This is a genomic window from Nocardiopsis ganjiahuensis DSM 45031 (assembly GCF_000341085.1).
GTDB classification, from domain to species: domain Bacteria; phylum Actinomycetota; class Actinomycetes; order Streptosporangiales; family Streptosporangiaceae; genus Nocardiopsis; species Nocardiopsis ganjiahuensis.
Map to the genome: position 1 here is coordinate 17,988 of NZ_ANBA01000031.1, position 24,320 is coordinate 42,307.

Annotated in this window: 15 protein-coding genes; 13 read left to right on the forward strand and 2 right to left on the reverse strand. The window is 71.6% G+C overall.

The genetic code is table 11. The annotated features are described in order from the left end of the window. Window positions 1-138: 138 nt before the first annotated feature. On the forward strand, window positions 139-1,956 hold the full coding sequence (locus D458_RS0130885; protein WP_017590588.1) for an acyl-CoA dehydrogenase: 1,818 nt from the start codon (window positions 139-141) through the stop codon (window positions 1,954-1,956). A 125-nt stretch (window positions 1,957-2,081) separates the two neighbouring features. On the opposite strand, the gene D458_RS0130890 is transcribed toward D458_RS0130885, so the two are convergent. Beyond that, entirely contained in the window at window positions 2,082-2,897 is an 816-nt protein-coding gene (locus D458_RS0130890) for a Rossmann-fold NAD(P)-binding domain-containing protein (protein ID WP_017590589.1), read from the reverse strand. Between the two features lie 87 nt (window positions 2,898-2,984). On the opposite strand from D458_RS0130890, the gene D458_RS0130895 reads away from it, so the two are divergent. Both D458_RS0130895 and D458_RS34600 read left to right on the forward strand, forming a co-directional pair. Then, window positions 2,985-3,431 carry a winged helix-turn-helix transcriptional regulator gene (locus D458_RS0130895; RefSeq protein WP_017590590.1) on the forward strand — a complete coding sequence of 149 codons (447 nt, stop codon included), beginning with the start codon at window positions 2,985-2,987 and terminating at the stop codon, window positions 3,429-3,431. Window positions 3,432-3,534: 103 nt separating this feature from the next. Beyond that, window positions 3,535-4,374 carry an SDR family oxidoreductase gene (locus D458_RS34600; RefSeq protein ID WP_017590591.1) on the forward strand — a complete coding sequence of 280 codons (840 nt, stop codon included), beginning with the start codon at window positions 3,535-3,537 and terminating at the stop codon, window positions 4,372-4,374. Window positions 4,375-4,462: 88 nt separating this feature from the next. On the opposite strand, the gene D458_RS0130905 is transcribed toward D458_RS34600, so the two are convergent. Continuing rightward, window positions 4,463-5,746: an MFS transporter gene (locus D458_RS0130905; protein WP_017590592.1), complete on the reverse strand. Its 1,284-nt coding sequence runs from the start codon at window positions 5,744-5,746 to the stop codon at window positions 4,463-4,465. Window positions 5,747-6,333: 587 nt separating this feature from the next. On the opposite strand from D458_RS0130905, the gene D458_RS0130910 reads away from it, so the two are divergent. The 10 genes from D458_RS0130910 (at window position 6,334) to D458_RS0130955 (ending at window position 23,732) form a co-directional block, all read left to right on the forward strand. Further along, on the forward strand, window positions 6,334-6,705 hold the full coding sequence (locus tag D458_RS0130910) for a hypothetical protein (RefSeq protein WP_017590593.1): 372 nt from the start codon (window positions 6,334-6,336) through the stop codon (window positions 6,703-6,705). 130 nt (window positions 6,706-6,835) lie between these two features. Beyond that, entirely contained in the window at window positions 6,836-8,047 is a 1,212-nt protein-coding gene (gene solA, locus D458_RS0130915) for an N-methyl-L-tryptophan oxidase (RefSeq protein WP_017590594.1), read from the forward strand. A gap of 221 nt (window positions 8,048-8,268) precedes the next feature. Continuing rightward, window positions 8,269-10,386 (forward strand): WD40 repeat domain-containing serine/threonine protein kinase, encoded by a 2,118-nt coding sequence (locus D458_RS0130920; protein ID WP_026119854.1) that lies wholly within the window; start codon window positions 8,269-8,271, stop codon window positions 10,384-10,386. A gap of 16 nt (window positions 10,387-10,402) precedes the next feature. Then, complete coding sequence (locus D458_RS38040; RefSeq protein WP_026119855.1) at window positions 10,403-12,466, forward strand: serine/threonine-protein kinase; 2,064 nt, start codon at window positions 10,403-10,405, stop codon at window positions 12,464-12,466. A gap of 88 nt (window positions 12,467-12,554) precedes the next feature. Further along, complete coding sequence (locus D458_RS0130930) at window positions 12,555-14,603, forward strand: protein kinase (protein ID WP_017590595.1); 2,049 nt, start codon at window positions 12,555-12,557, stop codon at window positions 14,601-14,603. 145 nt (window positions 14,604-14,748) lie between these two features. Further along, a complete protein-coding gene (locus tag D458_RS0130935; RefSeq protein ID WP_017590596.1) occupies window positions 14,749-16,848 on the forward strand; it encodes a serine/threonine-protein kinase in 2,100 nt (699 codons plus the stop codon). 59 nt (window positions 16,849-16,907) lie between these two features. Then, the gene (locus D458_RS0130940; protein ID WP_017590597.1) at window positions 16,908-19,001 is read left to right on the forward strand and encodes a WD40 repeat domain-containing serine/threonine protein kinase; all 2,094 of its coding nucleotides are present in this window, start codon (window positions 16,908-16,910) and stop codon (window positions 18,999-19,001) included. Window positions 19,002-19,092: 91 nt separating this feature from the next. Next, on the forward strand, window positions 19,093-21,171 hold the full coding sequence (locus tag D458_RS0130945; RefSeq protein ID WP_026119856.1) for a WD40 repeat domain-containing serine/threonine protein kinase: 2,079 nt from the start codon (window positions 19,093-19,095) through the stop codon (window positions 21,169-21,171). Window positions 21,172-21,192: 21 nt separating this feature from the next. Beyond that, window positions 21,193-23,208, forward strand: a complete 2,016-nt coding sequence (locus tag D458_RS0130950) for a hypothetical protein (protein WP_017590598.1) — start codon at window positions 21,193-21,195, stop codon at window positions 23,206-23,208. Window positions 23,209-23,300: 92 nt separating this feature from the next. Then, a complete protein-coding gene (locus D458_RS0130955) occupies window positions 23,301-23,732 on the forward strand; it encodes a GerW family sporulation protein (protein WP_017590599.1) in 432 nt (143 codons plus the stop codon). The last annotated feature ends 588 nt before the right edge of the window (window positions 23,733-24,320 follow it).

Below are 24,320 nucleotides of genomic sequence, written 5' to 3' on the forward strand. Positions count from 1 at the left end.
CTCTTGACACGGCTTTGGGGACACAAGTGTCCATCGTCACTGGCATCTTTGGCTACTGGGTAGTAACATTGCATTGTTACTAGCCGGTAGATCCGCGTGTACAGAAACCGCGGCCTGGGACACACAGCGGAGCTGTCCATGACGCATTACAAGAGCAACCTGCGCGACATCGAGTTCAACCTCTTCGAGCTGTTCAAGCGCCAGGACGTACTGGGCGAGGGCCCGTTCGAGGAGCTGGACGAGGAGACCGCGCGCACCATCCTGGACGAGATCAACCGTCTGGCCACCGGTGTCATCGCTGAGTCCTTCGAGGACGCGGACCGCAACCCCCCGGTCTTCGACCCCAAGACCAACACGGTCGCGGTCCCCGAGAGCCTGAAGAAGTCCTACCAGGCCTACATGGACGCCGGCTGGTACAACCTCGACCTCCCCCAGGAGCTCGGCGGCCTCGGCGCCCCCCGCTCCCTGGTGTGGGCCGCCGCCGAGCTGATCCTGGGCTCGAACCCCTCCGTCCACATGTACTCCGCCGGTCCCGGCTTCGCGAGCATCCTGAACTCCGAGGGCAACGAGGCGCAGAAGAGGTTCGCCGAGCAGGCCATCGAGAAGCAGTGGGGCGCCACCATGGTGCTGACCGAGCCGGACGCCGGCTCGGACGTCGGCGCGGGCCGCACCAAGGCCGTCGACCAGGGTGACGGCACCTGGCACATCGAGGGCGTGAAGCGCTTCATCACCTCGGCCGAGCACGACATGTCCGAGAACATCTTCCACCTGGTGCTGGCCCGCCCCGAGGGCGCCGGCCCCGGCACCAAGGGCCTCTCGCTCTACCTGGTGCCGAAGTTCCTGGTCAACGAGGACGGCTCCCTCGGCGAGCGCAACGGCGCCTACGTCACCAACGTCGAACACAAGATGGGCCTCAAGGCCTCCACCACCTGTGAGCTCACCTTCGGCGACAAGCACCCCGCCATCGGTTACCTCGTCGGCGACAAGCACGACGGCATCCGCCAGATGTTCCTCGTCATCGAGTACGCCCGCATGATGGTCGGGACGAAGGCGATCGCGACCCTGTCCACGGGTTACCTGAACGCCCTCGAGTACGCCAAGAACCGCGTGCAGGGCAACGACATCGCGGGGGACAAGAACTCCCCGAAGGTCACCATCACCCACCACCCGGACGTGCGTCGCAGCCTCATGACGCAGAAGGCGTACGTGGAGGCCATGCGTTCGCTGGTCATCTACACCGCCACCCAGCAGGACGCGATCCAGATCGCGCACTCCAAGGGTGAGGACGCCACCGAGCTGGAGGCCATGAACGACCTCCTGCTGCCGATCGTCAAGGGTGTGGGCTCGGAGCGCTCCTACGCGCTGCTCGCCGAGTCCCTGCAGACCCTGGGCGGCTCCGGGTTCCTGCAGGAGTACCCGATCGAGCAGTACATCCGGGACGCCAAGATCGACACCCTCTACGAGGGCACCACGGCGATCCAGGCCCAGGACTTCTTCTTCCGCAAGATCGTGAAGAACGGTGGCGCGGCCATCGGCAAGCTGTCCGCGGAGATCCGGGCCTTCGCCGAGAGCGACGCCGGCAACGGCCAGCTCAAGGAGGAGCGCGCGCTCCTGCTGACCGCCCTGGGCCAGACCGAGAAGATCGTCGAGCTCATGGTCGGCCACGCGATGAGCTCCGCCGAGGACTCCCGCGAGCTGTACAAGGTCGGTCTGAACTCGGTCCGCCTGCTCTTCGCCTTCGGTGACGTCGTCCTCGCGTGGCTGCTGCTCCGCCAGGCCGAGATCGCGCTGAACAGCATCGACGGCGCCAGCGACGACGACAAGAACTTCTACACCGGCAAGATCGCCGCCGCGCGCTTCTTCGCCGAGCAGTTCCTGCCGCGTGTGGAGTCCGAGCTGAAGGTCGCCCGGACCGTGAACCTGGGCGTCATGGAGGTCCCCGAGGAGGCCTTCTGAGCCTTCCGGGACCGCTGAGGCCCGCCGCAGCGCCACAAGGTACCGAGTAACCACCGCCGAGGGGCGGGACGATCCGTCGTCCCGCCCCTCGGGCGTTGTACCGGAGGACTCGGAGCGCGGCGGGGTCAGAACGCGACAGGGCGCAGCGCGGCGGCGCTCTCGGCCGCGACCGTCAACGGATCCGTGAGCGGCCGGCCGAGCAGGCCCCGCAGGTCCGGCCCGGTGTCACCGAGGAATCCGTGCCGGACAGCGCTGGCGATCGAGGCGAGCATCGGCCCTTCGAACCCCCGTAGGGAGTCGTCCTGGAGCAGGCGGGAGCGGTACTCGCCCAGGCCGATGGTGTGATGCGGGACCCGTAGCCGTGCGGCAACGTCGGTCGCGGTGATCGGGTCGCCGAGCAGTTCGTAGACCCTGCCGGCGTGCTCGGCGGGCGCGCCGGCGACCACGGCCGCGGCGGCCGCCAGGTCCGTTCGTGCGACCGCCGCCAGGGCACCGGAACCGAACGCGGACTCCAGTCCCTCAGGGGTCCAGCTCAGCAGAGACCCGAACAGTTCCGCGTAGAGGCCGTTGCGGAGGATGGTCCACTCGAGTCCGCCGGCCCTGATCGCCCGCTCCGTGGCCCGGTGGGGGAGTGCGAACCCGAGGTGGTCCCCGGATCCGATCAGGCTCGTGTACACCACATGGGTCACACCGTCGCGCACCGCGGCGTCGAGCGCGGCCCGGTGGCGGGCGACCACCCGATCGTCCTCGGCGTACCCGGCCGAGACGAGAACCAGTGTCGAAACGCCGGTGAGGTCCGGCCCACCGGGTTCGTCGAAGTCCAGTCGGCGCTGCCCGGCCGCGGGGGTACGGCTTCCGCCCAGGGCGGGTACCCCCCGTCCGGCCAGCTCCTGCAGTACGAGGGAGGACAACTGTCCGTTCGCCCCGGTCACCATGATCATTGCGGCTCACTCTCCTGTCGTGGTTCTCTTCAGTAACCACACCCCGATCCTGAACCGGACGCGGTCGGTCCACAAGGAGGCACTTTCATGTCACCGGCGCACACAGAGGTAACCGCTGAGCCGACCCCCGGCACCGCCGGAGGGGCCGCCGAGCTCGAACCGTGCGGACAGCCGGACCACCCCGACTGCGGGATCCGCGACGTCCTGGACCGGGTCGGCGACAAGTGGTCGGTTCTCGTCATCGTCGAACTCTCCAACGGGCCGCGGCGCTTCAGGGAGCTCCAGCGCGCGATCGACGGGATCTCCCAACGCATGCTCACCCTCACCGTGCGCAGGCTGGAGCGCGACGGGCTGGTGCTCCGGACCGTCTACCCGACGGTGCCCGCCCAGGTCGACTACCGGCTCACAGGGACCGGGGCGAGCCTGACCCACCTCGTCAAAGCGTTGTCGGAGTGGTCGCTGGAGCACCGGGACGTGATCGCCCGGGCCCGGCGGACCTACGACCAGGAGCATCCCGACCACGGCATCCGCTGAGCAGCCGGGCCCCCTGCGCCCGATTACGGACGGTCAGGGGTGGGTAGCCGCAATCCCGAGCGCACGTGCGACCGGCGGGCGCGCACGAGGAGGGAGAACGGACATGGGACGACCCGATGCGGAGAGCGTCGAGGCGGCGAAGGGCTTCGACGAGTACGACCGTGTGGCTCTGGTGACCGGCGCGGACAGCGGAATCGGGCGTGCGAGTGCGATCCGGCTCGCCGAAGCCGGCTTCGACGTCGGCATCACCTACCACCAGGACGAGGAGGGCATCCGCAGGACCGAGTCCGAGATCAGGGAGACCGGACGCCGGGTGGCGGTTCGCAGGCACGACCTCAGCGCGCCGGAGCGGGGCGCCGAGGCCCTCTCCGAGATGATCGAGGAGCTCGGCGGGGTGGGCGTCCTGGTCAACAACGCGGGTACCGGCTCCGCCGAACCGCTGCTGGACACCGACTACGCGCGCTGGCGTGAGGTGCTCTCCGTCGATCTGGACGCGCCGTTCGTGTGCTCACAGATCGCCGCCCGCCACATGCGCGACGCCGGGCGCGGCGGGCGCATCGTCAACATCACCAGCGTGCACGAGGAGTACCCGCGGGTGAACGCCGGCGCCTACTGCGCCGCCAAGGGCGGGCTGAAGCTCCTCACCCGGACCCTCGCCCTCGAGCTGGGCCTGTACGGCATCACCGTGAACGCGGTGGCTCCCGGGGAGATCGCCACCCCCATGACCGGCCAGCACGAACAGCCGCCCGAGCTGGACTCGCGAGCCGGCTACCCCATCCCCCGCCCCGGCCACGCCTACGAGGTGGCCGAGGCGGTCGCCTTCCTCGCCCGGCCCGAGGCCTCCTACGTCACCGGCGCCTCGCTCTTCGTGGACGGAGGGCTGTCGCTGATGGGGCCGCAGGCGGGAGGGGACCTCCAGGACGGCACCTGGCGCGCGGGCTGATCCGGAACCCTGCCGGCTCCCCGGCAGCCGCGCCCCGGACACCGGCGGGCCGGGGCGCCGGGCGGGCCCCGGTCCGTCCGGGGCGGGGTCAGTCCCGGACGCGGCGCCGGACGAACACGGCCAGCACGCAGGTGGACAGGAGCGTGGTGACGGCGATGGGGACGAAGGCCAGCTGGTAGGAGGCGGGCTCGTCCGGGAGTGCCTGGAGGATGGCTCCGGCCGCCACGGTGCAGGCCACGGCGGTGCTGAAGCCGCTCATGTTGACCAGGCCGGAGGCGACTCCGGTTCGGCTGGCGGGGATGCCGTCACGGGCGAAGTCGAAGGAGATGGTGGGCGCCACGGTCTGTCCGAGCGCGCTCACGGCCATCACCGCGACACCGAGGGGCACCGGCGCGCCGTCCGGCCAGGCGACCAGGAGGAGCCAGCCGAGGCTCAGGGTCCCGCCGAGGAACAGGGCGAAGTACACCCGGACGCCGGGGTGGCGGCCGATCAGGACTCCGGCGAACGGGGCGACCCAGAGGGCCCCGGCCGCCAGACCGGTGAGGGTGAGCGCGGCGGTGCTCTCGGACAGCCCCAGGCCGCCGACGAGGAACGGGTAGCCCCAGAGCACCATCATCATCGTGAACGGCGCCATGACGGCCGCGTGGTGCGCCATGCCGATGCGGGGCCCGTCGGCCTTCAGAGCCTCCTTGAGCGACGCCCACACGGAGATGGGGTCGGCGACGGTGGAACGGCCCGCGGCGCCGGAGGGGCGGTCACGGACCACCAGGAGGACCAGGAGGGCCATCAGCACGGTGAGGCCGGTGGTCGCCATGAAGGCCGCCACCCAACCGACGCCGTTGAGGGCCCAGGCCAGCGGGGCGGCGCTGGCGACCTGACCGGTACCGCCGACCACCCCGGTCAGGCCGCTGACCAGCGCGTAGCGGGCGCGGGGGAACCACAGGGCGGCGAGGCGGATGACGTTGAGGAACACCAGCGCGTCACCGAGGCCGATGAGGAACCGGCCCGCCACGGCCACTTCGATCCCGGGGGCGAGCGCGAACAGGCACGACCCCAGGGCCATCGCGATCATGCCCATGACCAGTGTGAACCTGGGGCCCAGACGGTCGGCGAGCAACCCGGCGGGCACCTGGAGGACGACGTACACGAGGAGCTGGAGCATCGGCAGGAGGGAGAGCAGGGCCGGACCGACGTCGAACCTGCTCTGCGCCTCCAGGGCGGCCACGCCCAGGCCGTTGCGCTGCAGCATGGCGAGGAAGTAACCGCCCACCGCGACACCCCATACCAGCCAGGCGCGAGCGCCGCCCACCGGCTCCACGGGAACGCGTGCGGGTGTCGAGGTCCGGTCACCGGATGTCTGGGTCTGTGTCACTTCGCTGCTTCTTTCCTTGTCTGCGCCACCCTCCAGTGTCCTCCAGACCGCCGACCGGACCCCGCACCGGGGTGACACGGCACGCGAACCGGGCGGGAATGCCCCTGGCTGCGGCGGGTGTGGGTCCGGCAAAGCCTCACCCCAGACGGGCAAAGACCCGGCAAGCAGCGCAAAGTCACTATGAGTCAGAACCAATGCACCAGGGGTCGCCAAATCGGGTGAGGCTCACGACAGTGAGCACGGGACTACAGTCCCTTTATCTCAAAATCACGCCACGGACAGGTGTTCGAAAATGGCATTTTGACCTGCAGGTTCTTACTCTAAACAGGTCGATATTCATTCGTTAGTTGTGACATCCGTCACACTTAGAAGCCTCGACTACGAGGGGTCAGTTACTGCTAGCATCCGGAACGCGAAGGATAACTACGAGGTAACGACATCGTTCGGGCCTCGCCAACTTCGCGGAGGGAAGTCACCAACGCCGGCCAACGGCGAGGTGAACGGAACTCGCACCGCGGCGACGCGGCCGCAACAAGCACACACGGTCAGCACAACCGCGGTACACCCCACACACACTGGAGACGATCTTGAGTCACTGGCGTCTGAACAACCCCCGGGCCTCCCGGGCGAAGTCGGCACTCGCCAGCCGGATCAAGCACAAGCCCCGCCACGCCTTCTGCGCCGAGCGCGCGATCACGGCATTGCTGGGCGAGCTCTCCTCGGTCGCCTCCCGTCCGCTGTACTGGTCGGGCACCTCCGAGATGGCCGTCGCCTCCGTCATGCGCGACGTCAACGTCTGGTGCCGCGACGGCCGCTTCTTCTGGAACGACCTCTTCCACGGCAGCACGATGTCCCACCCCGCGAGCGACCCCGCCGGTGCCGCCGCCCTCCTGAACCCCTTCGCCCAGGTTCCGGAGCCCGCGCACTACTACACGCACCGCCAGCCGGTCGCCGCCTAGCCGTGCCCGCTGCGGACCTGCGCCCGTCGGCCGCCCGCGGCGCGGACTCCGACCCGGCTCGCCCCCTCCCGCGACGTGTCGCGGAGGACCGGTCCGCCGGCGCCCTCACCAGAAGCCGCACCCCCGCCCCATGACCACACGCGTCGACACCGACACCGTCGTGGTCGGTCTGGGTGCGATGGGATCCCAGGCGCTGTGGCGCCTGGCCCGTGACGGGGTCGACGTGATCGGGGTCGAGCAGTTCTCCCCCGGACACGACCGCGGCTCCAGCCACGGCGAGTCCCGCATCATCCGGACCGCCTACCTCGAGGGCGCCGAGTACGTGCCCTTCGTCCGGGCCGCCTGGCGCGCCTGGGGCGAGCTGGAGGAAGCCTCCGGCTCCCGGCTCGTGGTCCGGTCCGGCGCCCTGATGCTCGGTCGGCCCGGCTCCGGCGCGATCAGCGGCTCCATCGCCGCCGCCGAACAGCACGGCCTCGCCCACGAGCACCTCTCCCCCGCCGCGCTCGCCGAGCGCCACCCCCGGCACGCCGTGCGCCCCGACGAGGTCGGCGTCTTCGAGGAGGCCGCCGGTGTGGTGCTGCCCGAGGCCTCGATCCTCGCCGCCGTCCGCCTGGCCCGTCAGGCCGGTGCCCGTGTGTGGACCCACCAGGCCGTCACCCGCATCGAGCCCGACCCCGACCGTCCCCGGGTCCGGATCGGTGACACCGAGATCCGCGCCCGGCGCGTCATCGTCACCGCCGGAGCCTGGCTGCCCGCACTGGTGCCGGGCGTCGCCGGCCTGGGCGGCGGAATCCGCGTGGAACGCCGTGTGCTCGGCTGGTTCCGCATCACCGGGCCCGCTCCCGGCACCGCACCCCCCGAACCCGTCTTCGCCCGCGACGAACCCGACGGCACCCTCTGGTACGGCTTCCCCAGCATGGACGGCGGCCGGACCCTGAAGATCGGTGTGCACGCGGAGTCGCCCGAGGTCAGAGCGTCCGCTGTCCGCCCGCCCGGTGCGCAGTGGGGTGAACCCGTCGACCCCGACACCGGGCCCCGGCCCCCGGACGAGGCCGACGCGCACCGCCTGGGCGAACTCGCCACCGGCCTGCGCGGGGTGGCGCCCCTGCCCGAACGCATGGCGTCCTGCATGTACACCATGACCCCCGACGAGCACTTCCTCATCGGCCGCCGCGACGAACTGCCCGGCCTGGTCCTGGCCGGCGGCTTCTCCGGGCACGGCTTCAAGTTCGCCTCCGCGGTCGGTCAGGCCGTGGCCGACCTGGCACGCGACGGCCGCACCGAGCTCCCCGTCGGCATGTTCGACCCCCATCGCTGGGACACCCCGCCCACGCGCCTCTGACCCGCCACTCGCACCCGCGCTCTCGCGTACCGGGGCCCCGACGGTTCACCGTGCGCCGGCACACCGGCCGAGAACTCCTCCCGCCCCCGGCCGGAACAGGACACACACCTGGGTGCTTTGTCACCAACCAGCTACATTGGCGGGGTACACCAACCCCCCTCCGGACCTGCCGGAACACAGGCTCCCTCTCCGCGGCCGCACGCAGTAAGGACCCCACAGCCGTGCAACCCCTCACCTCCGACGACCCGAACGCCATCGGCCCGCACCGCCTCCTCGCCCGCCTCGGCGCGGGCGGCATGGGCAAGGTGTACCTGGCCCGCACCCCCGACGGGCACCTGTGCGCTCTGAAGGTGGTCAAGGAGGACCTGGCGCACGACAGCCAGTTCCGGGCCCGGTTCGCCCGCGAGGTCCGCGCGGCGCAGCGGGTGCGCGGCCCCTTCACCCCCGCGGTCGTCGACGCCGACCCGGAGGCCGCCGCCCCCTGGATGGCCACCGAGTACGTGCCCGGCCCCACCCTCAAGGAGGCGGTCCGGGAGAACGGCCCCTTTCCCGAGGAGTCCCTGCGGGTCCTGGTCCTGGGCCTGGCCCGCGCACTGTCCACCATCCACGCGGCCGGGCTCATGCACCGCGACCTCAAGCCCAGCAACATCCTGCTGTCGCCCCGCGGCCCCCAGGTGATCGACTTCGGCATCGCCCGCGCCGTCGAGGGCACCGTCCTCACCAAGACCGGGCAGACCTTCGGAACGCCCTCCTACACCTCGCCCGAACAGATCACCGGGCAGAACGTGACCCCGCGCGCCGACGTGTTCTCCATGGCGGGCGCCGTGCTGTTCGCGGCCGGCGGCGCACCGCCGTTCGGTGAGGGCAGCCCGATCAGCACCCTCAACAAGGTCATGAAGGGCGAACCGCGTCTGGAGGCCGTCCCCGAGGGCCCGCTGCGCGACCTGCTCACCCGGTGCTTCGCCAAGGACCCGGGCCGGCGCCCGGACGCCGAGACCGTCCAGCGTGAACTCTCCGGGCTCCCGCTGCCCTCCGCCGAACACGGATGGCTCCCCTCCCAGGTCAACCAGCAGATCGACGTCAAGGCCGGGGAGACCCAGCGGGCCGAGGCCGCCGACCGCACCACCGTGCCCCTGCACCCGGGGGCCGGTCAGCAGACGGCACCGACGGGCCACGGGGGCGGGGAGGCCGGACGGCCCTGGTGGCGCGGCCGGACCGCGACGGCCGTGGCCGCCGCTACCGCGGCCCTGCTCCTGCTGGGCGGCGGCGCCTTCGCGCTGACCGCCCTCCCCCTCGGCTCAGAGGACACGCCCGCGGACGCCGCCGACGACGGAACCGGCTCCGAGGGCGACGACGTCGCCGAAGGCGGGGACGGGGAGGAGCAGGACGGCCGGAGCGAACTCGAGGAGACCGCGCTCCAGGGATTCCTCTACACCCTCGGCTTCTCCGAGGACGGGGAGGCCCTCCACGTCTTCGGCTCCAACACGCTCTCCTCCTGGGACTGGCGGGAGGGGGTCTCGCTCGACCACTACGTGCCCACCCCGACCGGCGCCATGATGACGCCCGACGGGTACGTCGCGGGCACCAACAGCCAGTTCGTGGAGGTGTGGGACGGCGGCAGCGACAACCGGGTCGCCGTGCTCGGCAACGGCGAGGACGAGGAACGCGGCCAGTTCGACATGCCCGCGCTGACCGCCGACGGCAGCCGGGTGGCCACGCTCGGCACCGACGACGGCACCGTCGAGGGCACTCCGCACATCCAGGTCTGGGACGTCGGGGCCCGGGAGGTCCTGAACGAGTTCCCCATCGAGGGCGTCCTGACGGACCTGTTCTACACCCCCGACGACTCCGCCCTGGTGGGTGTGGTCTCCGAGCCCGGCTACACGACCCACATCGGGGTCCTGGTCTGGGACCCCGAGACCGGTGACGAACTCCAGCGGTTCGACGGCGCCGACTTCTACAACGTCTCGTTGGCGGAGGACGGTACGAGCCTGGCGATGGTCACGGACCGCACCGAGGCCCACATCGCGGACATCGAGACCGGAGAGGTCCGGGACCTGGAGTCCACCGGTCTGGAGTACGAGGAGCTCTACGAGGTCCAGTTCTCCACCGACGGCTCCCTGGTCTACGGGGCCACCTCCGAGTTCAGTGACGCACCGGGGTTCGTCTGGGACGCCGAGAGCGGTGACCTCGTGCCGACGGACGGTCTGGTGCTCAACAGCCCCATCGGAGTCCACCCCGACGGCGAGCTCATCGCCACCACCACCTCCCCCGAGGGGGGCGTCTACACCATCCTCATCCTGGACGCCGACTTCGACGTCGTCGCCGAGGTGAGCTGATCTCCCGGAAGGCACCATGCAGCAACCCGCCCCCAACGACCCGAGCCGGGTAGGCCACTACCGCGTCGTCGCCCTGCTGGGCTCCGGCGGCATGGGACGCGTCTACCTCGGAACGGACCCCTCGGGTTTCCCCGCCGCGGTGAAGGTCGTCCGCGCCGAGTACGCGTACGACCCCGGTTTCCGTGAGCGCTTCGCCCGCGAACTCGAACTCGCCCAACGGGTCTACGGCAACTACACGCCCCGGGTCCTGGCCGCCGACACCTCGGGCCAGACCCCGTGGCTGGCCACCGAGTACGTGATGGGCCCCTCCCTCCAGGACCTGGTCCAGGACACCGGGCCCCTGCCCGAGCACGCGGTGCGCTTCATGGGCCGCGGGATCGCCCAGGCCCTGGAGCGGGTGCACGCCACCGGGCTGGTCCACCGCGACCTCAAGCCCGGCAACGTCATGGTCTCCGCCGCGGGACCCCAGGTGATCGACTTCGGTATCGCCCGCGCTATGGGGGACGCGCAGGGCGGTGAGGAGGAGAGGATCATCGGCACCCCGGGGTACATGGCCCCCGAGGCCGTGAACGGCGAGGAGAGCGGCCCGGCCGCGGACGTCTTCGCGCTCGGCGGGGTCCTGGTCCACGCGCTCACCGGAAGCGGCCCGTTCGGCGACGGCCACCCCTCGGCGGTGCTCTACCGGATCGGCAACCTGGAGCCCGACCTCAGCGGCGTCCCGGCGTCGCTGCGCGGGATCGTCGCCGCCTGCCTGGAGAAGGACCCCGGCCGCCGGCCCGACGCCGCGCAGGTCCTCCAGGCCCTCGGCGGGCCCACCGCGCCCGCAGCCACCGCCGCCGCCTGGCTGCCCCCGGCCGCCGCCGCACGGATCGACGGGGTCGCCCGGGAGTACGAGAACGCGGTCCGATCGTCGAGCGTGTCCGGCGGGAAGGGCACCCTCGGCCGGAGCCTGCTCATCGCCGGGGCCGCCGCCGTCGCGCTGGTCATGGTCGCCGGGGTCGGTGTGTGGGCGGCGCGGGACGCCGGACTGATCGGTTCGGGACCGGGCGAGGCCGCACCCGAACCGGAGCCGGAGAGCCCTCAGCGCGACGTCTGCGACCCCTCCGAGCACATCGCCCCCGAGTTCACCGAGGCGGCCAACGAGGAGATGACCGCGCCCAACGACGACGAGGGCATGTTCCACACCGGGTTCTCCAACGACGGCGAGGTCCTCGCGGTCGCCGGCACCGGCGGCGTCGCCCTGTGGGACTGGCGGGAGCAGGAGGAGCTCGCGCTGATCGAGACCGAGATCGCGCCCCTGAAGGGCCACCCCCAGTTCAGCGCCGACGACTGCCTCCTCGCCTACGCCTCCGACGACGGCGCGTACGTGTACTCGCTGGAGAGCGGGGAGGTGACGGTGTTCTCCGAGGGGTACGAGGTCGGCTCGGTCGCCTTCACCCCCGACAACGCCCAGCTGGTCGTCGGCAACTACGACCTCCAGGTGGACTCCGGCGTGCTCGTGTACGACCTGGAGACCGGGGAGCTGGTCACCACCTACACCGACGGCGGGCGGACCATCGTGTCGGTCGCCGTCTCCCCGGACGGCGGACACATCGCCGCGCAGGACATCCTCGACACCTCGACGATCTGGAACACCGGGACCGGGGAGAACGTCGCCTCGGGGGAGGACATCCCGAACACCGACACGCGCGCCCTGAGCTTCGCCGACGAGGAGACCCTGGTCTACCCCGACGTCAACGGCGCGCACAGCCAGAACGTCGTCTCCGACGTCGAGCAGAGCACCTCGTTCCTCGCCGAGGACCTGGAGGAGGGCTTCTCGATGCACGAACACGAGTACAGCCTGGAGGCCGACCGGGTGTACGCCACCTACCTCCCCGAGGACCTCGACCCGGAGAAGGGGTTCATGAAGGTCTGGGAGTACTCCACCGGCGAGGAGCTGACCGCGGAGGCCGATGAGGGGTTCATGTGGGAGATCGCCGTCCACCCGCAGGGCGAGGTCATCATCGGTGTCCCCGCCACCGGTAACGGCATGTGGGTCGTGGACGCCCAGGAGATGCGCATCCTCGACCGCTTCTTCTAGCGGGTCCGCCCGGGGCCCGTGCGCCCCGCTCCCCGAACCCCGCACCGCCCCGTACCGCTCCCTCACCCCTCCTGACCCGGTAAGGCCCATGTTCCCTCTGCACCCGCACGACCCGCCCTCCGTCGGCCCGCACCGCCTGTACGCCCGCCTCGGCGAGGACGCCTACGCACGGGTCTACCTGGGTGCGGCCGGGGTCGAGGACCCGGTCGCGGTGAAGGTCGTCCGACCGGAGTACGCCACCAGCCCTGCCTTCCGCTCGGCCTTCACCCAGCAGGTGGAGGCCGCCTACGGGCTGAACAGCGCCCACGTGTGCGCGGTCCGCGACGCCGACCTGCGCGGCGCGGTGCCCTGGGTCGCCGTGTCCCGGCCGCTCGGCCCCGCCCTGGCCGACCTGGTCCGCCACAACGGCCCCCTGCCGGTGGACGCCCTGCACCCCCTCGCCCTGGCCCTCGCCCAGGGCCTGGCCGACCTGCACGCCTCGGACCGTGCGCACGGTTCGCTGTGGCCGGACGGGGTGCTGCTGTCCGGCCGGACCGCTCTGCTGGCCGACCCCGGGCTGGAGTGGGCGATCAGCGACGCCGAACAGCGTGCCCCCCACCCCGCGTTCGCCGCGCCCGAGGGCGGGGCCACCCCGGCCACGGACGTGTTCTCGTGGGCCTCCACCCTGTGCTTCGCCGCCAGCGGCGTGGAGGGCCCCGACGGCCTCGCCCGGGTCCCCCTGCAGCTGCGCGGCCTGGTCGACACCTGCCTCAAACGGGACCCCCGGCTGCGCCCCAGCGCGGACGACCTGGTCCGGATGCTGGGCGGCCCCTCCGGCCCCCAGGACTGGTCACCGCCGGTCCGGGCGGCGATCGACTCGGTCGCCGACGCCCAGCGGTCCATGCTCAGCACCGCCGCGGTCACCCCCCGTGCCTCGACCGGGGACGGCGGCCCTCCCACCCGGAAACGCGGTCGGCTCATGGCCGCGGGCGCGGGTGTCCTGGCCCTGGTGGTGGTCGCGGCCGCCGGGGCGGTGTTCGCCCACAACCGGCTCGGCGGCGCCGCGGACCAGGGCCGGCAGAGCCAGGGAGGGGAGGACGACGGGGCCGGCGCCCTGATCACCGACGCCGGGTGCCTGGACGGCACGGGGTACCCGGCACCCGAGGAGCCCCTCCCCGAGGACACCAGCTTCCGGGATCCCCGGTTCTCACCGGACGGGGACGTCCTCGTCACGGCCTCGAGCGCGGGGCTCTCCGTCTGGGACTGGAAGGAGGGTGAGGAGGTCGCCCGGCCGGCGGAGGACTCCTCCCCCCTCGCCCAGCCGGTGTTCTCCCCGGTCGGCTGCACCGTGGCCGCCACCCGGAGGGTCGAGTACGAGGGCCGCGAGTACCCGGTGAGCGTCGGGTACACCTACGACCTGCCCGCCGGCACCACCACCGAGCACCTGGGCCCGCAGGACGGCCCGGACGACAGCGGCCGGTGGCTGCTGAAGCCGCTGGACGTGACGGGGATGGCCTTCTCCACGGACGGAGGCCTCCTGGCGGTGACCGTGAGCGCCGGCTACGGCGAGGACAGCACCGTGGTGGTCGACACCGCCACCGGCGAGGCGGGCGAGCCGATGGCCTCGGGTGTGCACCACGGCACCGTGTTCGTGGACGACGGGCACTTCGCCACCAACGACCGCGGTGAGATCCACGTCTGGGACGCGGAGACCGGCGAGGAGGTCCACGTCGTCCAAGGGGCCGTCGGCAGCTCGCTGGCGGTGGTCCCGGGTGAGACCCAGGTCGTCCACCTCACCTCGGACCGGCAGATCGTCGTCCGCGACTACACCACCGGCGAGGAGGTCGCGTCCTTCACCCGGGAGGAGTACGAGACCGACGACGACCCCCTGCTCACCGAACTCCTGGCGGACCCCGCCCGGAACCGCGTGTACGCGACCTGGCAGGTGACCACCGGTGAGGGCGCGTGGCGGTACTCCACGTACGTCTGGGACACGGCCACCGGGGAGAACCTCGCCGAGGGCAACGAGAACATCGGGAAGTACACCGCCCTCGTCCCGCACCCGGACGGCGAGGTGCTCGCCGCCACCACGGTCGCGGAGAGCGACCTGGTGCTGGTCGACCCCGACACCTTCGAAGTGGTCAGGGAGCTCGGCTGACGGGACCGCGGTGGAACGGCGGCAGGGGGCGGGAGCGCGACCGTTCGGGGACCCGGAGTGACACGGACCGGGCCCCGGGGACCGGAAAGCCCGCCAAGGCGGGCAAACTGGTACCCGATCCCCGTCCTTGAGGAGCTGAACCGCCGTGCGCCCCCTCTCGCCCGCCGATCCCACCCGCGTCGGCCCCCACCAGGTGCTGTCCAGGATCGGGGAGGGCGGCATGGGCGAGGTCCTGCTCGTCCGCACCCCCGCCGACGGCCTGGCCGCGCTCAAGCTGGTCCGGGACGAACTCGCCCACGACCCCGAGTTCCGGGCCCGGTTCGCCCGCGAGGTCCGTGCCGCGCAACGCGTGCACGGACCCCACACCCCCTCGGTCCTGAGCGCCGATCCCGAGGCCGCCGTGCCGTGGATGGCCACCGAGTACGTGCCCGGCCCCACCCTCAAGGAGGCGGTCCGGGAGAACGGCCCCTTCCCCGAGCCCTCGCTACGGGTCCTGGCCCTGGGCCTGGCCCGCGCGCTCCAAGCGGTCCACGCGGCCGGGCTCATGCACCGCGACCTCAAACCCGGCAACGTCCTGCTGTCGCCGCGCGGCCCCCAGGTGATCGACTTCGGCATCGCCCGCGCCGTCGAGGGAACCGTCCTCACCAAGACCGGCCAGGCCTTCGGAACGCCCGCCTACGCCTCCCCCGAGCAGGTCGTGGGGAAGGGTCTCGGACCGGCCGGCGATGTCTTCTCCCTCGCCGGGGTGGTGGTCTTCGCCGCCACCGGCCGGCCCCCGTTCGGCACCGGCAAGGCGGTCGAGCTCCTCGCCCGGGTCGTGGGCGGTGCACCCGAGCTCGACGCCGTGCCGCAGGCCCTGCGCCCGTTGCTGGCCCGCTGCCTGGCCAAGGACCCCGCTGAACGGCCCACCACCGACGAGGTCGTCCGCGTCCTCTCCGCCCAGCCCCTGCCGTCGGCCGAACACGGCTGGCTCCCCCCTCGGGTCGACCAGGCCGTCGAGGCCCACCGCTCGGAGGTCCGCGCGGTGGTCGACTCGGCTCCCGCTCCGAAGGCGCAGCCGGTCCCGGGTTCCGGCGGGACAACCCCCGGGACCCCCCTCACCCCGCCGCCGGGCGGCCGGGCCCGCACCGCGCTCATCGCCGGGGCCGCCGCACTGGCCGTCGTCACGATGGCCGGAACCCTCGGCCTGCTCGCCGCCTCCCCCTGGCCGGGGGAGGCCGCCTCGGCCGGGGAGTCGGGCGGGGATCCGGTGGGGGACACCGGGCCCGGGGACGTCGGCCCCGGGGCACCGCAGCAGTCCGACGTCTTCGGCACCGGCCTCGTGGACGTCGCGTTCGCCCCCGACGGGGAGAGCCTGTACGTGGCCGGGGCCGACCATCTGGTCCAGGTGGACTGGCGGACCGGCGAGGAGCTGCACCGCTTCGACTCGCGCCCCAACAGCATGGCCGCGGGCCCCGACGACACCCTCGTGGGCGCCTTCGGCGACGCCACCCTGGTCTGGGGGCCCGACCGCGAGATCACCCACTACCTGGAGTCCCCCGACCTCCAGCAATGGTTCGGCCCCCAGCTGAGCGCGGACGGCACCCGGCTGGCGATCTCGGTCGGCGACGCCGACAACGACCCCATGGTCCAGGTGTGGAACCTGGAGACGGAGGAGGTGGAGTTCGAGTTCGAGGCCGCGGGTTACGGGAACAGCCCGGACATCAACGCCGACGGTACCCTCCTGGTCGCCAATGAGACGACCGACGACGACGTGTCGACCGTGTGGGACCTGACCACCGGGGAGATCGTCGTGGAGTTCCCCAACGACGACTTCCCCGAGGTGATGAACGAGGCCACCCAGCACCGGCACCTGAGGTACCTGGCCTTCCACCCCACCGACCCGTCGTTGCTCGCCGTCAAGACCAGCAACACCGACATCGCCCTGTACGACCTGTCCACCGGCGGGATCCAGCCTCTGGAGGAAGCGGACACCGGCGGCAACTACCTGTACGAGATCCAGTTCTCCGCCGACGGGTCCCGGCTGGTCGCCGCCGGAACGACAGGGGCCGCCGCCCGTGGAGGCCGGGTGTGGGACACCGCCACCGGCGAACTCCTGACCGGAGAGGCGGTGCAGATCTTCTCCCAGGTGGCCTTCCACCCCGAGGGCACGGTGATCGCGACCCTCACCCCCCAGCCCGACAACGACCGCCTCCTCGTGCTGGACAGCGAGACCTTCGAGGTCCTGCACGAGTTCACCGGATAACCCCCGGACGGCCCCCGCTCTCCCGAACCGACCACCGCAACCGCAAGGATCCCGGTCCCGTGCTTCCCCTGACCTCCGCCGACCCCGCACACATCGGCCCCCACCGGCTCCTCGCCCGCCTCGGCGCGGGCGGCATGGGCGAGGTCTACCTGGCCCGTACCCCGGCCGGCCGCCTCGCCGCGCTCAAGGTGGTCAAGGAGGACCTCGGCCGCGACCAGGAGTTCCGGATCCGGTTCGCCCGCGAGGTCCGCACCGCCCAGATGGTCGCGGGCCCGTTCACCCCCGACGTGGTGGACGCCGACCCGCACGCGGAACTGCCCTGGATGGCCACCGAGTACGTGCCCGGCCCCACCCTGAGCAAGGCGGTCAGGGAGAACGGCCCTTTCCCCGAGGCCTCGCTACGGGTCCTGGCCATCGGCCTGGCCAACGCCCTCCAGGCGGTCCACGCGGCCGGACTCATGCACCGCGACCTCAAGCCGGACAACGTCCTGCTGTCGCCGCGCGGTCCCCAGGTGATCGACTTCGGCATCGCCCGCGCCGTCGAGGGCACCGTCCTCACCAAGACCGGTCAGTCCTTCGGCACCCCCTCCTACACCTCGCCCGAACAGGTGATGGGCCGGGAGACCAGCCGGGCCAGCGATGTCTTCTCCCTCGCCGGGGTGGTGGTCTTCGCCGCCACCGGCGAACCGCCCTTCGGCCGCGGCCGCGCCGCCGAGGTCCTGCCCCGCGTGGTCGGCGCGGATCCGCAGTTGGACGGGGTCCCGGACGGCATCCGACCCTTCCTGGCCCGCTGCCTGGCCAAGGACCCCGCGGAACGGCCCACCGCCGACGAGATCGTCCGCGTCCTCTCCGCCCAGCCCCTGCCCCCGGCCGAACACGGCTGGCTCCCCGCCCAGGTCAACCAGGCCATCAGCGCCCACCAGCACGAGGCCCACCAGGTGGTCCAGGCAGCACCCGGCGGCCCGTCCCAGACCGCCACGACCCCTCTGACCAGCCCGGTCAAGCCGCGGCGCACCGGGCTCATCGCCGTCGGCGCCGGAGCCGCGGCACTGGTCCTGGCGGCGGGTATCGGTCTGGCGGTGGCCTCCCCCTGGTCGGCCGACGAGGAGGGCGACGCGGCAACCGCCGGATCCGAGGAGGACGGTGGGAACGGGGGCACCGGCGCCCCCGAGGGCCCTGGCGACGCGAACGGCATGGTCGAACCCGGAGACACCGCGGCCGGTATCGAGGGCAGCGTCTACAGCCTCCAGTTCACCCCGGACGGCACCGGCCTGTACGTACACACAGGAGTGGAGGCCACGTTCTGGGACTGGGAGAACGGTGAGATGCTGCAGCGGCTCGACCCCCGCCCCGGTTCGATCGTGCTGTCCGACAGCGGCCACGTCGTCACGTCCTACACCGATACCGTCGCGGTCCTGGACCCCGACCGCGAACTCCTCGCCCTCTTCGAGCACGCCGAGGAGGACCCCGCGGACATCCGGTTCCACGACACCCCCTCGATGAGCCCCGACGGCTCCCTGGTCGCCCTCACCGTCGCGACCGAGGACATGAGCTCCCGCCTCTACCTGTGGGACTGGGAGGAGGACACCGTCGTGCACACCGCCGAACTCCCGGAGATGCCGTCCTCCACCCGGTTCAGCCACGACGGCTCCCACCTGGTCATCGCCTACCGGGACCTCTACCCCCGCATCGTGGTGCACGAGACGGAGAACTGGGAGGAGGTCCTCGGTCTGCCCGAGGAGGAGCCCGAGACGGAGCCCGACGACCTGACCGCCTCCGACGTCCACCGGTACGCCCTGTCTCCCACTGAACCCCTGATCGCGGTGAACGTCCTGCACGACACCGTCGTCCTGTACGACCTGGAGACGGCCGAGTCCGTCCAGGAGCTCCGATCGCCCACCAGCGTCTACGCGCTGGCCTTCTCCGCCGACGGCGGCACCCTGTACTCCGGGGGCAGCCCCACCACGACCAGGAACATCAGCGGCGGACGCGCCTGGGACCTGGCCACCGGCGACGAGCTGACCTCAGGGCACACGATCCTCGACGACACCGTCGCCGCCCATCCCGACGGTGAGCTGATCGTCACCGCAGACGGCCAGGACCTGCTCTTCCTGGACGCCGAGACCTTCGACGTGGTCCACGAGATCAACTGAGCCGGCCGACCGACGGAACCGCCTCGTAACCGCCCGAATCCACCCAGTAGGCTTCCGCGCGGAACCCCGTACCGAGAACGCGAGCACCGACATGTCCTCATCCCTCACCGAACCCCCGGAGCGGATCGGTCCCTACCGGATCGTCGCCCCGCTGGGCTCCGGCGGCATGGGCCACGTCCACCTGGCACTGGGCCCCGCCGACCAGCCCGTGGCGGTCAAGGTGGTGCGGCCCGAGTTCGCCTTCGAACCCGAGTTCCGCGAGCGCTTCGCCCACGAGGTCCACCGGGCCCTACAGGTGACCGGCGGCGACCTCCCCCGCGTCCTGGACGCCGACACCGTCGGCCCCTCGCCCTGGCTGGCCACCGAGTTCGTCCCGGGCCCCTCCCTCCAGGAGCTGGTCAGGCGGATCGGCGCCCTGCCCGAACCCACCGTCCGGTACCTGGGCCGCACGATCGCCCAGACCCTCGCCCACCTGCACGCCTCCGGGGTGGTGCACCGCGACCTCAAGCCCGGCAACGTCCTGGTCGCCGCGGTCGGCCCCAAGGTGATCGACCTCGGGATCTCCCGGGCCATGGACGAGTCGCCGGGCAGCGGGGCGGCGGAGTTCGCCGGTACCCCCGGCTACATGGCCCCGGAGACAACCCGCGACGAGGCGTCCGGCCTGGCCGCCGACGTGTTCGCCCTCGGCGCCGTCCTGGTCTTCGCGCTCACCGGCCGGGGCCCGTTCGGTGACGGCCACCCCTCCGCCGTGATCTACCGGATCGGCCACCGGGAACCGGACCTGAACGGGGTGCCGCCGTCCCTGCGCGGCCTCCTCTCCGCCTGCCTGGACAAGGACCCGACCCGCAGGCCCACCGCCGCGCAGGTCCTCCAGGCCCTCGGCGGCCCCGTACCGCCCGCGGTCTCCGCGAGCGCGTGGCTGCCACAGACCGCCGTCGCCGTCCTGGACGGGGTCGAGCACGACCACCGCGCCGCCCTGCGGCCCTTCCTCGAGGCGCGCTCGGCGCCCCACAGGAGCGTCGGAGGGCGCACGCTCGCCCTGGCCGGAGCCGCCGCAGCGACCCTCGTCCTGGTCGCCGGGGCCGGACTGTGGGCCGTGACCGGTCCCCTCGACCGCGGCGGGGAGAACGCCGCGGCGGCCAGGAAGCACGAACCGGAGGCGGAGGAGAACGCCGCCCCCGCCCGGCGCGAACAGTGCGACCCGACCGTCCACCTGGCCCCCGAGTACGCCGAGGCGGTCGGCACCGAACCGTCCTTCCCCGACGGAGCCTCGTCGATCCGCTTCTCGGGCGACGGCTCGGTCCTCGCGGTCCAGCGCAGGGACGACGTCGTCTCCCTGTGGGACTGGGAGGCCGGGACCGCCCTGGCCGACATCCCGATCCCCGGGGAGGCCTACCGGCCGATCGTGTTCAGCCCGGACAACTGCTTCCTCGGCGTGCCCTCACAGGCGGGCGCCCACGTGTACTCCCTGGAGACCGGCGAGCACAACGTGCACTTCGAGGGCAGGAGCGCCCGCTCCCTCGCCTTCTCCCCCGACGGTTCCAGCGTGCTCGTCTCCGACGACACCTTCGAGGACAGCAACGGGGGCACCTACCCGGTGGACCTGGACAGCGGAGAGGTGCTGCCCCGCTACTCCTCCGACGCGGGCCGCAGCCTCCGCTACTCCCCGGAGGGCACCCGGCTGGCCGCGATGACCGGCTACTCCCTGACCGTGTGGGACACCGACAGCCGGGAGCAGCTGCTCAGGTCCGGCATGCTGACCTGGAACACCTGGAACCAGGTCGCCTTCCTGGACGAGGACACCGTCGTGGGCATCCTCGACGACGGACCGGTCGTCTTCGACCTCACCTCCGACGACGACCCCCTCCTCTACGTGCCCGACGAGGAACCCGAGGGCGTCCTGGCCAAGGTGGAGGCCAACCCGAAGCACGACCTGATCTACGGGCTCTACATCAGTGAGGCGGACGAGGACGGAGGTGCCTATATCTCCGCGCGGGTCTGGCACCGCTCCACAGCCGAGGACCTGACCCCCGAATACGAGGACCGGGTCCCCTTCGCCTTCATGACCGTCCACCCCGACGGCGACGTCATCGCCAGCCTCTCGCCCGAATTGGACGAGATCAGCATCCTGGACGCCGTCACCCTGGAACCCATCGAGACCTTCGAGTGAGCCGGACGGACTGACGAGGCCATGCTCCCCCTGCACCCCCACGACCCGCCCGCCGCGGGCCGCTACAGGCTCCTGGCCCGGCTCGGCGAGGACGCCCGCACCCGCTCCTACCTCGGGGCCGCCCCGGGAAGGCCGCCCGCGCGGATCCTCATCCTGCGCTCCGGCCAGGCCACCGACCCCACCACCCGCTCCGCCTTCACCCACCGAGTGCAGAGCGCATCAGGGCTGAACAGTGCGTACGTGGCCGCGGTCGTCGATGCCGACCTGGACTCCCCCGTGCCCTGGGCAGCCACCGAACGCCCCTTCGGCCCCGACCTGGCCACCTTGGTCCGAACCCACGGCCCGCTCCCGGTCGGCGCCCTGCACCCCCTCGCTCTGGCCACCGCCCAGGGGCTGACCACCCTGCACACCGCGCAGCGCGCACACGACACCCTGACCCCCGCGAACATCCTGCTCACCGCTGACCACGCCCTGCTGGCCGATCCCGGGCTGCTCCCCTCGGTCGAGGCCCACGACCCCGCGGGAGGTGTGTTCGACCCGCCCGAGGGCGGCGGGGCCCCGGTCGGAGACGTCTTCTCCTGGGCCGCGGTCCTGTGCTTCGCCGCCAGCGGGATCGAGGGCCCCGAGGGCCTGGACCGGGTCCCCCTCCAGCTGCGCAGCGTGGTGGAAGCCTGCCTGCGCGAGAACGCGAACCTGCGGCCGAGTGCCGCCGACCTGGTCAGCATGCTCGGCGGGACAACCGCAGCGGTGCCCTGGCCACCGGAGCTGGGTTCGGTCATCGGGGTTTCAGCGGCGGCCATGCGCCAGGCCCTGCCCGCCGAGTCCGCCGCTCCCTCGCCTCACGGTCGGGGCCGGTTCGTCGGTCTGACTGCCGCAGCCCTGGCCCTGACCCTGGTCGCGGCTGTCGGCGCGGTGTGGGGCTACGGACGCCTGGCCGGTCCCGGCGGCCAGGCAGCCGCCGACGGCTCCACCGAGGGTTCCGGGCCGGGTGCCGGCTGTCTCGACGGAAGCGGCTTCCCCGAACCGGGCGAGTGGACCGGGGAGCTCAACGCCGACGAGGCCGCTTTCTCCCCCGACGGAGACGTGCTGGCCCTGGCCGGGCTCGAACACGGCCTCAGCCTGTGGGACTGGCGCGAAAGAGAGCTGATCGCCGCCCCGACGGACGGTCGGGTCGGCAAGGTGGAGTTCTCCCCAGTCGGCTGCACGCTCTCACTCGTCTCGGCCAAGGAGTTTGAGGAGGACGAACAGGACGAGCGGCAGCACTACTGGGTAGCGACCACCTTCGATATCCCCAGCGGGCAGACCCTGGAGCATCGGGGCCCGGAGCCCCCGCCGCGCCCGGACGGAAGCCAGGATCGGACTTCGGTGAACATCACCGCCTTCAGTTCCGACGGCCGTTGGCTGGCCCTGGGTACCAACCCCGGCATCGAGGTCAACCGGGACGACTCGATCGGGATCGTGGACATGGAGACCGGTGAGCTGGTCCGCACGTTCAACGACATGGACCACAGCAGCTACCTGGGTTTCCTTGGCGAAACCAGGGTCGCCAGCTCCGGACTCGACAGCATCATCGTCTGGGACACGGAGACCGGAGAGCGGGTCCAGACCATCCGTAACGTCTCCACCAGAGCGATGGAGACGCTTCCCGGTGAGAACCAGGTCGTCTACATCAGTGGCAGTGAGGTGATCTGGCACGACCTGGAGGACGACTCACATCTGGGTACCTTCCTCATGGAGGACCATGCCGAAGGTCCCTTCGCCTCCACTATCAGAGCGATGACCGTCGACCCCGACCGCGGTCGGGTGCACGTCGCCTGGCGGTACACCTCCGACGAGGAGGACCTGGAGGCCCGTACCACCTTCTACCGCGCCCACCTGTGGGACGTGGAGACCGGCGAGGACCTGCTGGCCGGGAACGAGGACCCCATGCTCCTGGGTGCCGCCTTCCACCCCGAGGTGATCGCCGGGATCGGCGCCGACGGGAACGTGAACCTCATCGACCCGGAGACCCTGGAGATCACCGACACCCTCGGATGAGGCGAACACTCCAGACGCCCCACGATCCCGACTGCGGGCGAGGTCCGCTATAGCGTGACATCACGCACCCGTCCTCGGAGAGGAACCACCGCATGCCCAGGAACAAGGCCCAGCGCGGCGCGATGGCCGCGCTGACCTCGCTGCTCGACAACACCCGATCCCTGGCCGGCTCCACCACGGCCTTCGGCGCCCCGGTGACCTCCGGCAGCACCACCGTGGTCCCCGTCGCGCGGGTCACCTCCCTGAGTGTCATGGGCGGCGGCACCGGGAACATCCCGTTCTTCGGCGGCGACGGCGCCGGAGGCACGGGCTTCACCCGGGTGCGCCCGTCGGGCTTCCTGGTCGTCAGCCCCGACTCCGCGAGCTTCCGCCCCATCCGCCAGCCCGCCGCGGCCCTGGCGATTCCGCTGGCCGTCATCACCGCCGTCGCGGTCACCCGCATCGTCTCCGTGTCGGTGAAGGAGGCCCGCCGCCGCAAGCGCATCGCCGCCGCCCAGGCCCAACAGCAAGAAGAGGTTCGTTAGGGGGACTTCCCCCGGAGGCATCACCCGAGGGCGATCAGACCCGCCTCCGGGTTCTCCCGGCTCATGAGGACGACCGCACCGGGAATCCTGGTCCACTCGAACTCCCCGGCTCCACCGTCGAGCTTCAAAAAATCCGCCTCGACGGTATCTGATCCCCCTCCCCAGTTCGAAGAAGACCCAGTTGGACCAGCCGGAAGATCAGCACCGACCGTTCTGGGTTCTTTGATCACCAGAACCCCTCCGACTACCTGGCATCGAAGTACGCGGCCGTCTTGACCGGCTCCCGGAGGTCGATCCGGTGCCCCTCGAGCCCTGTCGCGTCACCCACGGACCTCACCCGTGACCGGATCGAACACGTACCGCTCGCTGAACGCCTCGTCCTCGCACCGCGGCCCTCGGGCGTGACTCACGGGAAGCAACTGCGGCCCCTCCCACCAAAGAAACGGCCGAGTCCTACTCATCATGCTTCCTCGTTCCCTCCGGCCTGGGCCTGAAGACCTCGCGGTTCAGATTGGTAAGGGTCGTTCGCCTGGTTCCATACGGGTTGAGAACTCTACTTTCGCCTGTGTGGGATCTGTATCCGGACCA